This window comes from Coriobacteriia bacterium (assembly GCA_018368455.1).
Classification (GTDB): domain Bacteria; phylum Actinomycetota; class Coriobacteriia; order Coriobacteriales; family UMGS124; genus JAGZEG01.
In genome coordinates this window covers 58,648-70,212 of record JAGZEG010000009.1, presented here as the reverse complement: position 1 = coordinate 70,212, position 11,565 = coordinate 58,648, and the positions used below count along the sequence as shown (strand labels likewise).

Genomic DNA, 11,565 nt, shown 5'->3' with positions numbered 1-11,565 from the left:
TCGACAAGAAGATTGAAAGCGCTCCGTCAACAGCTGGCACAGTGTCGACAGCGCGAAACAAAGCGAGGATAATGGCAGGTAGAGGGCATAGCTGCGTCGGAGCAAGGCATTCAGCACAGCGTCGCTCGCGCCACGGGCCGACGAGTCCGCCCCGGCACCGGGCCAGCGCCAGCGCACGTCCTATCGATTTTCGATACATTGGCATGGGAGGAGCACCCGTGGATCAGATCAGGGGACTCGGCAGACGCGATGCGTGGGCAGGCACCCCCACACGGTCCGGACAGCGCCCCGCATTCACCCCTCCCGTTGACTGGGCGTTGCACGACTTCGGCCCCGACGAGGCCTCCTACGCGCCATGTGCTCACACGCTCTCTGACGTGTTCGCCGACCCGCGCTTCGGGGCCCTTCTCTACCAGCTCTCGCGCCGCGGCATGACGCGCGCGTCGTTTGCCGCACTTCCCATGCCGGCCGGCTGCTCGCCTGACGACACGTGGGCTCTGCTGGCCTCCATCCGCCGGCGGCAAGGCGTCCACTACTACGACACGTGCGCATGGCAGGGACGGCAGGTCTGCCAGTGGTTCACGCCCACGGCGTCCATCCAGTCCATGCTCGCCGACCTCTCAAGCCGAACCCAGGTCGGATCCCGCCTCGACGTCGCTCTGAGCGAGCGGCACGGGCGACGCTTCATCGTCCGCTCCCTCATCGAGGAGGCCGTCGCCGCTCTGTCCTGTGACGGCCTGACGACAGACTACGAGACGGCAAGGGCCATCACGACGGGCGACCGAGCACCCTCGACACCCATCGAACGCCTCGTCGCCAACACGCACGCGTTGCTCACGTCCATCGTTGACCACGACGCCCCAGAGATTACGCCTGACCTCATCGAGCGGATGTACGCGCAGCTCGTCGACGGTGTTGACTTTTCGGGACTGACCTCGGGCATTGCCTGGGGCCAGGAGTGGCCCGAAGATCCCATGACGCGTGAGCAGGCCCTGGCGGAGATCTGTGCCATGGCATCTGGATCCATCAAAGACCCGGCAGAGCACCCCATCGTTATGGGGCAAAAACTCACATGCAAGGTCTGGAAGAATCCCGCTTTTCCCACATGCACCTATATCCTTGGCAGCCTGCTCACACGCCTGTACATGAAACGAGAGGGATACCCCGTGTTCGCCTACATTCCCTCGTCGAGTACGACGCTAGCGTGGAAGAGCGGCAGCTACACGTCGGACAGGGTCGTCCCCTATCATCAAGCAGGTGTCTGTACGGCATTCGACCGCGACTGGACCATGTACTGGGAGTCCTGCCTCTACTTGCTCGTCCAGGAGCTCGACAAGCTGGAAGCATACGTATTCGAGCTCAAGGCGGCCGATGACGCCCTGCTCGCCCGCCTTGCCGATGACCGCTCGTTCAACAAGCGACAGTCCGACGTGCTGCGCCGCTGCATCCTCGCGCCTGACACCGCGCTGCGCATCGAGGAACATCGCGCCACCTACGAGCTGGCATACTCCACGGCGCGCCAGGACCTGCTCGCCCTGACGAAGCTTGGATACCTTGAGATGCGTTACGAGGGAAAGGCCCAGGTGTTCGCTGCGCGCCGCGACCTCAAGCCCACGCTTGCCCGCCGCTACGAGCAGGGATAGCGAGTTGGATCACGACCCGGTAAACCACCGGGAAAGAGCGCGCTGCCAACGTTCTCGGCCCCCAAAACAAGCAAGGCCCCGCATCCCGAGGGACGCAGGGCCTTGTGAGCAAGCACGCTGTATGCGCCGAAAGGCTTACGCAGCGGCGAGAGCCTTCTTGGAGGCCTCGCACAGGTCGGCGAAGGACTGCGGGTCCTCGATGGCCATCTGCGAGAGAACCTTGCGGTCCAGCTCGATGCCGGCCAGCTTGAGGCCGTGCATGAAGTTGGAGTAGTTCATCGCGTTCATGCGGCACGCGGCGTTGATGCGGGTGATCCAGAGCTTGCGGATCTCACGCTTCTTGTTGCGACGATCGCGATAGGCGTACATGAGCGAGTGCTGGACCTGCTCCTTAGCCGCACGGTAGCAGCGCGACTTAGCACCGTAGTAGCCCTTCGCAAGCTTGAGAATGCGACGACGCTTCTTCTTGGCCATAACTGCACGCTTGACACGAGCCATGATCAATCACTCCTTGAAAGACGAAATGCTTGGAATACCGCAGGTGAAAGGTGTCGGCTGACCCTTAGCCCTGCATGACGTGGTTGACGTAGTGACGCTGCGTCGCGCTGGCCAGGGCAGCCTCGTTGCGCAGCTGACGCTTACGCTTCGTCGTCTTCTTCGTGAGGATGTGACGCTTGTTGCGGCGGGCGTGCATGAGCTTGCCGGTGGCCGTCTTGCGGAAGCGCTTGGCAACCGTCTTGTTCGTCTTCATCTTGGGCATTGCTGCTACTCCTTTGTCCTAGGCCGTCGACGTGCGACGACCCCTGTCTCCTGGGCGAAGTCGTGCGTGGCGAGCTCGAGCGTTACTCGGCGTCGTCCTCGGCGGCCTCATCGGCCTCGACGGACGCTGCCTTGCCCGGCTTGCCGGTCGTGCGAAGGGGGGCAACGAGCATGTGCATGTTGCGACCCTCGAGCTTGGGCTGGGCCTCGACCGTGCAGACGTCCTTGAGGTCCTCGGCCAGCTTCTCAAGCATGTTCAAGCCGATCTCGGGGTGGGCCATCTCACGACCGCGGAACATGATCGTGATCTTGACCTTGGCACCGGAGGCGAGGAAGCGCAGGACGTGCTTCTTCTTCGTCTCGTAGTCACCCGTGTCGATCTTCGGTCGGAACTTCATCTCTTTGATGTCGACCCGAACCTGGTTCTTGCGGGCGGCCTTGGCCTTCTGCTCCTGCTCGTACTTGAATTTGCCGTAGTTCATGACACGGCAGACGGGCGGCTCGGCGTTCGGAGCGATCTCGACGAGGTCGAGGCCCTGGTCGTCGGCGACGCGCTGGGCGTCGCGGATGGCAAAGATGCCGAGCTGGCTGCCATCAACGCCGATCAGGCGGCACGTCTGGCTGCGAATCGCCTCGTTGATGCGGGGCTCATCAGACTTAGCTATGCGTAACACCTCCCATTCGATGCCGCTTGGGGCGGCAGGATAAAAAAACTCCCGGGCCGCTCGTGATGGCGGCCCGGGAGAAGATGACGCTCGGATGGTGAGACCTTACGACCCTCATCCGCAAGTATCATGTTTCTACCAGGCAGCTACCGCATGCGGTGCCACAAGGTGGGGATGACGTGCATCCCACTTGGAGTCTGCGTGTCACGACGACACGCGCGAAACCTGATGAACGATACCATGCGGGCGAGGCACAGGCAAGCTTTACGCGCAAGGCATAGCCATATTCACAGGGAGTCGACACGTCGGGCCCTAACGCTCGGCCTCCGCCTCAACGATGTCGATGAGCTCCTGCTGCGAGTGTATTTCGAGCTTGGCGTACACGTTGCGCACGTGCGTCTTCGCCGTGCTGCGCGACACGACCATGCGCTCCATGATGGCCTGCGTGCTGCGCCCATGCGCCAGCAGTTCGAGCGCCTCCGCCTCGCGCGGCGTGAGCCCCCGGTCGGCTGCCACGCGCGCGCTCGCCTGCGCGAGGACGTCCACCGACGAGGCCGCCTGCGGCTCCACGACGACCTCCTCGACCGTGCGCACCGTCTCATCGAGGTCGAACACGGCGGGCGCGAGCACGTTGTAGGCGACGAAGGCGAACACGACGACGGCGAGCAGCAGCGCGAACATACCCGGATCGCTCGCCAGCACCGCGTTGGCCGCGATGCCAAGCTGCGCGCCCGCGACGCTTCCCAGCGCGTTGGCGCCGCCCACGAACAGTGCCACCGGCAGGGCGCCGACGGGGTTGCGCGTGCCGAGGGCCGCCACGAGCAGGAACACGAGCATGCGCGTGAGATCGCCACCGGCGCGCAGCACGACGTTCGCGAGCGCCGGCAGCTCCGCGACGCTGGCGACGAGCGGGTTGACGAGCAGGAACCCCGCCAGCACGCACAGCATCGTCGCCTTGTAGAACGCGTCGAGCCGCACGACGTGCCCGCACGCCAGCACCACCGCCACGAGCAGCGCTGGCACGCATGCCAGGATCGTGCCCTGCGGCGTGTCGTCAACGCTCGAAAACGTCATGGCAAAGCCGAACGACATCTTGAGCAGCACGAGCGTCACGAACAGCGCACTGGACAGCGAGAGGAACGAGCGGGGGTTCGTCACCTGCAGCTCGACGATGGGAGGCGCCGCGATCGTGCGCTCAACGAGCGGGGCCGTCGGCCGGTAGAGCAGCGCCAGCACGACGAGGGCCGACGCCCAGAACAGCAGCCACTGGGCCCCGAGCGGCAGCAGCGACGCCGCGAGCTCCAGCGCGTAGCTCAGCGCCCAGCCGGAGCACAGGGCCGTCAGCGTCGAACGCAGCCCGTGCCCCTGTGCGAGACGGACGAGCAGCAGACAGGCAAGCGTTCCCGCCCACGTGGAGCCGATGCCGCGCACGCACACGGCGCCCACGAGCAAGCCCGGGCTGTCGAACTGCAGGGCGATGCCCACGAGCGGGACGCCGGCGACGAGGGCAACGCCCGCGACGACGAGGGCGCGCCGCGGGGCAAACAGGGCCGGCCGGCGTGTCGCGACCACGTATAGCGCGAGCGCGAGCGCGGCAGCAAAGACGGAGCCGAAGTCTTTCGCCAGGGAGAAGGTGGTGACGAACTGCGGGTAGATGGCCGTGTTCAACAGCATGATGCCCATCTGGTACAGGCCGAGCACCACGACGGAGAGCCACCATAGAGGGGCGCGCAGGGTCGAGGAAAGCATCGCGCGCTCCCCGCCAGGCAGTGGGCTTGCGACGCCGGCAGACGAAGCCGTCGCAGCAGGGGCGCCCAGGTCGTCGCGAACACACCTGCGCGTCTCACGGTGCCCGCCCTCGCCCATATCCTTCGCCCCCTCTCGCCGTACGCACATCCCGATGCGTCGTAGTTTACCAGGGGTCGACCGATGAAAACCGCAGGTCGCGCAAATCGACCCGAGAGGATGAGGACAGGGTGAGCCCCGATGACAGCCAGACAAAACCGCAGGTAGATTGATTCGTCCTGCCAGGTCGAGGCGCAGGAGGCCGCACATGGGCACACTGATGCCTGGCACGCAGCGAGAGGCAGGCGCCGCGCCCCCTCTCGCACACGAACTCACTCACCTGCACATCATCACACGAAAGGAAGGCTCTACCCATGGAACTCACCCGCCGCTCGTTCGTCGCTGGCACCGCCGCCACGGCCGCCCTCGCCGGCGTCGCCTCCACCGCCACGCTCGCCGCCGCCCCCAGCGTCGCCGAGGCGAAGGCCCCCGTCGAGGACACGTCGTCCTGGCTGGGCGAGGCCCCCGAGATCGCCGAGTCCGACATCGTCGAGACACGCGAGTGCGAGCTGCTCATCGTCGGCGCCGGCAACGGCGGCATGCCCGCCGCCGCCACGGCCGCAGAGCTGGGCATGGACTTCATCATCGCCGAGAAGAGCGCCATGGTGGCAGGCACGCGTGGCTGGCTCGGCGCCGTGAACTCGCACTACCTCACGGAGCAGGGCCTCGAGGACAGCAAGGGCCAGGTCCTCAACGAGCTCACCCGCTACGCCTCGGGCAAGTGCGACCAGCGCGTCTGGAAGGTCTGGATCAACGAGTCCGCCGCCATGATCGACTGGCTCGACGAACTGTACGCCCCGCTCAACGTCACGTGCCAGCTCGACGTCAACAACCAGGACCCGACGGGCGGCACGATGTACTACATCCCGCGTACCGAGCACTTCTACGCGGGCGAGGATGGCAAGCGCCCCGACCGCAACGCGCTGTTCGAGCGCTACATCAACAGCCTGGGTTTCGGCGTGAGCTATGAGACGACCCTCGTTAAGCTCGAGCGCGAGGAGGGCGGCCGCGTCACCGGCGGCATCTTCGAGACGGCCGACGGCTACGTGCGCATCAACGCGTCGGCCGGCGTGCTGCTGACGACGGGCGGCTACCCGGCCAACCCGCAGATGTGCCAGGAGCTCTCCCCCATCATCGACCGTGTCGTGTCTCTGGCCTACTTCAACACGAACGACACCGGCGACGGCATCAAGGCGGCCATGTGGGTCGGCGCGCAGATGGACGAGGACCCCGCCCCCATGCTGTTCAACCGCGGCCTCGTCAAGCCCGGTGAGAACGCCGGCTATGTCGACAAGGAGGCCGGCACGTTCGCCGGCGTCGGCAAGCAGTACAACATCGGATCGCAGCCCTTCATGAAGGTCGCCCGCGACGGCCGCCGCTACGGCAACGAGTCCATGCCGTACGACTTCGACCTCAACGCGATCGCCGAGCAGCCCGGCGGCGTGTTCTGCCAGGTGTTCGACGCCAACGCCAAGGAGGACATCGTCCGCTTCAACACGATCGGCTGCTCGCGCCAGATCCAGCAGCAGCTCGCTGGCCACGAGGGCACGCTCGAGGAGTTCTTCGCCGACAAGCTCGAGGACGGCACGATGTTCATGGCCGACACCATCGAGGAGCTCGCCGACAAGCTGGGTTTCGAGGGCGAGGCGCGCGACAACTTCCTTGACGAGGTCGAGCGCTACAACGGCTTCTACGACGCCCAGGAGGACGAGGACTTCGGCAAGGAGGCCTATCGCCTGTCCGCCATCCGCACGGCCCCGTTCTTCGGCGCGTGGTACGGCGCCAGCTTCCTGACGACGGTCGACGGCCTGCGCATCAACGAGGACATGCAGGTCATCGACATGGAGGACAAGGTCATCGACGGTCTGTACGCCGCCGGCGACTGCTCGGGCAGCCTGTACGCCAACAACTACCCCGAGCTCGTCGTCGCCAACGCCTGCGGCCGCACCGTGACGTTCGCCCGCCACGCCGTGCGCCACATCGCCGAGGTCGCCGGCTACGACATCGAGAACGTGACGATGGGCGACATGGCCTTCGAGGCGCCCGCGGCCTCCGCCGAGGGCGACGCTCCCGCCGCTGACGCAGGCGCCGTGGCCGATGGCACGTACGAGGGCGCCGGTAAGGGCATCGGCGGCGACGTGCCCGTGACCGTGACCGTTGCCGGCGGGAAGATCACCGAAGTCGTCGTCGGCGAGAACGCCGAGACGGCCGGCATTGGCTCGAAGGCCATCGAGCAGCTGCCCGCGGCCATCGTCGAGGCCAACGGCACGGCCGGCGTCGACGCGGTGTCCGGCGCGACCGTGACGAGCAAGGCCATCTTCGCGGCCGTCGACGCGGCGCTCGCCTCCGCGAAGTAAGGAGGGCGCGGGGATTTGAACCCTCGCTAGCGGCACTCAAGCAAGAACAGGCCAGCAGGCGGCCGTCCGGAGAAGGCCGGGCGACCGCCTTTTTGCGCGTGCGGGAGCCTGTTTGTCCTGGCAGCACCCACGCTTAGAGCGCTCATTTGTTGGGGCCGTCTCCCATTTTGTTACGCACGGCTTACAGAGACGCGACGCGAAAGTGGGCGTTTCCTTGCACGGGAGCGATAGGGTGGGCCGCGCACCACAACGTTGCGCACTCCCCCTGTCGAAAGGACGCCCCCCATGCTCAAGTACCGCATCTCTGCCGCCATCGCCTCCGTCGCCTTCGCCGCCAGCCTCGGCGGCGTCGCGCTGGCCGCCGAGCCCGCAGCCTCCGCCGCGACCGAGACGGCTGCCGCCACGTCGCAGGCCTCCGACGCCGGCGCCGCGCCCACCATCGAGAGCCAGACGCTCGGCATGGAGAAGCTCGGCAACGCCCGCCAACTCGGCGGTTACGTGGGCGCCGACGGCAAGGTCGTCAAGGACGGGCTGCTCCTGCGCACGGCCAAGCTCGCCGACGCCACGCAGGCAGACCTCGACAAGCTCGTGAGCGAGTACAACCTGGGCTACGTCGTGGACTTCCGCACGACGGCAGAGCGCGCCCAGGCGCCCGACCCCGAGATCGACGGCATCGAGAATGTCTGGTGCTCCATCATCGACGAGGACTCCGCGCTCGGCGGCATGGCGAGCGGGGCGGCGAGCAGCGCCAGCGATACCGAGTCCAGCACGCAGGCCGACAAGGGCGCGAGCGGCGACCAGAAGAGCGCGGCCGTCGTCGGAGGCAGCGCGGCAGCGGCGGGCAGCGCGACGAGCGACTCCGCGCAGGCCGACCCGCAGGCCGTCCTCGCCGCGACGGTGCAGCAGCTCGTAGGCTACGCGAAGACGATGGACCTCTCGGACATGTACGTCGACATCGCGGACAGCGCCCACTCCCAGCAGGGCTACCGCCAGTTCTTCGACGTGCTGCTCAACAACAAGGACGGCAAGGCCGTGCTGTGGCACTGCACGGCCGGCAAGGACCGCGCCGGCCTCGGCGCCGTGCTCGTGCTGTCGGCGCTGGGCGTCGACCGCGAGACGGCGCTCGAGGACTTCGACCTCACGAACGCGTTCAACGAGCAGAGCATCGACGCCATGGTGCAGGTCGCCCAGGCGCAGGGCTACTCCGACGACGACATTCAGGCCGTCCGCGACCTGGCCGGCGTCAACCGCGCCTACATGGAGAAGGCGCTCGACCACATCGACGCCACGTACGGCTCGATGCACGACTACCTCGTGAACCAGATCGGCCTCACGGAGGACGAGATCGCCCAGCTCCAAGAGATGTACCTGGCGTAAAGATCGCGCCATCGAGCGCCGCGAGTCGCCTTGCGGCAAGAATGCCGTCCAGTGCGGCAAAACCGCGAGGCGCCTGACAAGAATGCGCGCTGGTGCGGTACGAGAGGGGGCGCAAGAGGGGCATTTCGCCCTCTCGCGCCCCCTTTTTGCGAGCGCCCCTCGTTGCGAAGAAGCCGTACCTGCGGGTTTGATGCACGCCAGGTACCACCGAGCCGCGCGCCCGCCGCACTAGCGGCGATTCTTGTCAGCGCCCCTTCCGAGATGCCACACTTGCCGCGATTCTTGCCAGCGCCGCGCTCCGGCAGCCGCAGCACGGCCGATTCTCTGCACGCGAGGAGGCCACCCACGGCCAGGAATCGGACCTGTGTATCGCGCACACTCCCCGGGGAGGCCGGCGATATCCGCCCGCACGGTCACCACCTGCGGCTTTTACGACGGAGGCGCCCCCGAGAGCCGCAATGCGGTCCCCGAAGGCGCCTCCACCCGTTCACGAGCTCGGTTCCTGGCCGCGAAGCGCCGCGCTGCGAACAAGCTCGCAGCCCAGCTCGGCAGCGCGCGCCAAATCGCGGGGAAACTGCTCCTCACGCACCTTGCGCTTGTGCTCGCCGTCGAACATGCCGCTCTCATAGCGCTCGTAGTGGTCGAACTGCAGTGTGTCGCAGACGTGCAGTGCCCGACAGGAGCCGAGCACGTCCGCAAGAACGTGCTCCATCGGTTGCAGGGAGGAGCGATAGTCCTGCCGCTGCATGCTCGACCGATCGACGTTCATCGTGTAGACGAACGCTGCCGGGAGGTATCGCTCGAGCATGCTCCTCACATCGCGGCGATACGAGTAGAGCGGGAAAAGCAGCCTTTCCAAGAACGATCGCATCGCGCCCGTGATTCCCTGAAAGTAGATCGGCGAGCCGAACACAACGGCGTCAGCGTTTAGCACGCGCTCGATCAGCCCGGTGGCGTCGTCGCGCAAGGCGCATCGCCCCAAGCTCCGACCATCGCGCAGCTTGCACGCGAAGCAGCTGGCGCACCCCGTAAACCTCAGCCCAGCGAGATGCGCCAGCTCCGTACGGGCCCCCTGACCAGCCGCTCCCTCCAACACGGCATCCAACACCTGGGCCGTGTTCCCCCGTCTCCGAGGACTCCCGTTGATGGCAATGACGAGCGGGGTGCCCATCGCGCGACCCCGCCCTAGAGCAGGCCGTCAACCAGGTACATCCCCATGATGAACGCGGGGCAGCATCCGAGCGGGTTCGTCTGCGAGCCGTGCGCTGTGATGTCGCCCGCCGCGTATAGGCCGGGAATCGGCTCGTGGGCGCCGTTGAGAACCGCGCCTTCCTCCGTCGTCGTCAGGCCCGAGATCGTGTAGCCCACCAAAGGCACCGTCTCGACCGCATAGTAGGGAGGCGTGTCGAGCGGCACGAGATAGTCGCCGCCCTTGCCGAAGTCCGCGTCCTCGCCAGCGGCACACATCTCGTTGTACGCGCGCACCGTCTCGATAAACGCGTCCCTGTCAACCGCGAACTCGGCGCCGTCGTCGATGTGGTGCGCCACCATCTGCTCGGCAAGCTCCTCGAGTGTGTCGGCCTTGTACACCCAGCCGCGCTCGACCTCGGCCTCGTTGTCCTCCGACCACTGGTAGACGTCGCGCGTCTTGGCGTAGCTCCAGTTGAGATTGCCCTCGTCCTGAATCCACAGGCGATGCGTACTCGGGATCTTCGCGTCGTAGACCGTCCACATCGGCAGGTTCGTGTAGTGGAGATACGACGGAGCCGACGTGCGCTCCCACGGTTGGAACGGCAGGAACGAGTGGTCGTGCATGAAGTTCACCGACTCGTCCATGAATCGCTTGCCCGCGGCGTTGACAAAGATGCGCGACCACAGGGCCGTGTCACCGTTAGACATGGGGTCGTTGAGCACCATGCCCTCGCCCAGCTCCTCGCTCGGCTTTGCCATGGCCCAGCAGAACCACTCAAAAGCGCGCGAAACGTTCTCGAACGTGACGGCGCCCGCCTGGGAAGCCAGGAAAATGCCGTCACCCACCTCGCTCGCCGGGCAAGCCGGGGCGTACGGAAGGGCGTACTCGTGAATGCCCCGGAACAGCTCGGCATCGCCAGCGTAGTTACCCGTGCAAAGCAGCACGCCGCGCGTCGCACCGATGGCCTTCCGCTCGCCTTCGACCTCGGCGATGACGCCCGTAACGCGGCCGGCTCCGTCCTGCACGAGCTGGGTCGTCGTCACCTCGAAGTGCAGCGTCAGACCATCGAGATCCTTCACCGCGTCGTACGCCGTCTTCCAGATGTCGTAGCTGCCGTTCGCCCAGCGATACGTACCGGCAGACTCGGCGAGTTCAAGGCCGTTGTCGATGATCCACTGCGCCGAGGTCACCGTGTCGGCCTTCATGCGGTCACGCAGCTCCTCACTGAACTGACCGTGGGAGAGGACGGGATAGGCGTCGCAGAAGTCGACGCCACCGAACAGGCCGTGCGCACAGGAGAATGCACCGCCAGCATGGGCCTCGTCGCACTTCTCCAGAGCGATGACCGTCAGACCATCGTTGTCGATGAGCGCCCGCTTGATGGCGCCCAGGCCGGAAGCGCCAATGCCGAGCACCACGAAGTCCGCCTGCTCATCCCACGCCACGTCCTCCGCCTTGGCCGCTTCCGCAGCAAAGGCCCGAGAGGCGCCAACCCCCGCGAGCGCGACTGCAGCAGTGCAAGCACCTGCAGCCTGGGAGACAAACTGACGACGCGTCGTTTCGCATGCCATGATGAAATCCCCTTATCACCGTACATCCCAAGGCCCGCGCCGCCTCCAGCGGAGTCATGCATGGGCCATCTGTCGAGGACGTACGATGGGGTTTGCAGCGGCTACAAGGTCAAGCCACGCAGCCGCAAAGCCATGGAGGATCAGTGAACTTGCAGG

Annotated in this window: 9 protein-coding genes; 3 read left to right on the top strand and 6 right to left on the bottom strand. The window is 66.1% G+C overall.

What is annotated here, in order from left to right:
• Window positions 1-218: 218 nt before the first annotated feature.
• Complete coding sequence (locus KHZ24_07085; GenBank protein MBS5450961.1) at window positions 219-1,643, top strand: hypothetical protein; 1,425 nt, start codon at window positions 219-221, stop codon at window positions 1,641-1,643.
• A gap of 135 nt (window positions 1,644-1,778) precedes the next feature.
• On the opposite strand, the gene rplT is transcribed toward KHZ24_07085, so the two are convergent.
• The 4 genes from rplT to KHZ24_07065 form a co-directional block, all read right to left on the bottom strand.
• Window positions 1,779-2,141 carry a 50S ribosomal protein L20 gene (rplT, locus tag KHZ24_07080; protein MBS5450960.1) on the bottom strand — a complete coding sequence of 121 codons (363 nt, stop codon included), beginning with the start codon at window positions 2,139-2,141 and terminating at the stop codon, window positions 1,779-1,781.
• 64 nt (window positions 2,142-2,205) lie between these two features.
• Window positions 2,206-2,403, bottom strand: coding sequence for a 50S ribosomal protein L35 (gene rpmI, locus KHZ24_07075; protein MBS5450959.1), 198 nt, complete (start codon window positions 2,401-2,403; stop codon window positions 2,206-2,208).
• A gap of 82 nt (window positions 2,404-2,485) precedes the next feature.
• Window positions 2,486-3,088: a translation initiation factor IF-3 gene (infC, locus tag KHZ24_07070; GenBank protein MBS5450958.1), complete on the bottom strand. Its 603-nt coding sequence runs from the start codon at window positions 3,086-3,088 to the stop codon at window positions 2,486-2,488.
• Between the two features lie 291 nt (window positions 3,089-3,379).
• On the bottom strand, window positions 3,380-4,933 hold the full coding sequence (locus KHZ24_07065; GenBank protein MBS5450957.1) for a helix-turn-helix transcriptional regulator: 1,554 nt from the start codon (window positions 4,931-4,933) through the stop codon (window positions 3,380-3,382).
• 293 nt (window positions 4,934-5,226) lie between these two features.
• On the opposite strand from KHZ24_07065, the gene KHZ24_07060 reads away from it, so the two are divergent.
• Together KHZ24_07060 and KHZ24_07055 are read left to right on the top strand one after the other, a co-directional pair.
• Window positions 5,227-7,269, top strand: a complete 2,043-nt coding sequence (locus tag KHZ24_07060) for an FAD-binding protein (GenBank protein ID MBS5450956.1) — start codon at window positions 5,227-5,229, stop codon at window positions 7,267-7,269.
• 285 nt (window positions 7,270-7,554) lie between these two features.
• Window positions 7,555-8,646 carry a tyrosine-protein phosphatase gene (locus tag KHZ24_07055; GenBank protein ID MBS5450955.1) on the top strand — a complete coding sequence of 364 codons (1,092 nt, stop codon included), beginning with the start codon at window positions 7,555-7,557 and terminating at the stop codon, window positions 8,644-8,646.
• A 487-nt stretch (window positions 8,647-9,133) separates the two neighbouring features.
• Here KHZ24_07055 and KHZ24_07050 read toward each other — a convergent pair whose 3' ends face one another.
• Both KHZ24_07050 and KHZ24_07045 read right to left on the bottom strand, forming a co-directional pair.
• Complete coding sequence (locus KHZ24_07050) at window positions 9,134-9,817, bottom strand: flavodoxin family protein (GenBank protein MBS5450954.1); 684 nt, start codon at window positions 9,815-9,817, stop codon at window positions 9,134-9,136.
• A gap of 14 nt (window positions 9,818-9,831) precedes the next feature.
• The gene (locus KHZ24_07045; GenBank protein MBS5450953.1) at window positions 9,832-11,409 is read right to left on the bottom strand and encodes an FAD-binding protein; all 1,578 of its coding nucleotides are present in this window, start codon (window positions 11,407-11,409) and stop codon (window positions 9,832-9,834) included.
• Window positions 11,410-11,565 lie beyond the last annotated feature (156 nt).

Bases quoted from the DNA above. Each gene is read 5' to 3' on its own strand.
- rplT (MBS5450960.1), bottom strand. From the start codon at position 2,141: ATGGCTCGTGTCAAGCGTGCAGTTATGGCCAAGAAGAAGCGTCGTCGC.
- rpmI (MBS5450959.1), bottom strand. From the start codon at position 2,403: ATGCCCAAGATGAAGACGAACAAGACGGTTGCCAAGCGCTTCCGCAAG.
- KHZ24_07065 (MBS5450957.1), bottom strand. From the start codon at position 4,933: ATGGGCGAGGGCGGGCACCGTGAGACGCGCAGGTGTGTTCGCGACGAC.
- KHZ24_07060 (MBS5450956.1), top strand. From the start codon at position 5,227: ATGGAACTCACCCGCCGCTCGTTCGTCGCTGGCACCGCCGCCACGGCC.
- KHZ24_07055 (MBS5450955.1), top strand. From the start codon at position 7,555: ATGCTCAAGTACCGCATCTCTGCCGCCATCGCCTCCGTCGCCTTCGCC.
- KHZ24_07050 (MBS5450954.1), bottom strand. From the start codon at position 9,817: ATGGGCACCCCGCTCGTCATTGCCATCAACGGGAGTCCTCGGAGACGG.
- KHZ24_07045 (MBS5450953.1), bottom strand. From the start codon at position 11,409: ATGGCATGCGAAACGACGCGTCGTCAGTTTGTCTCCCAGGCTGCAGGT.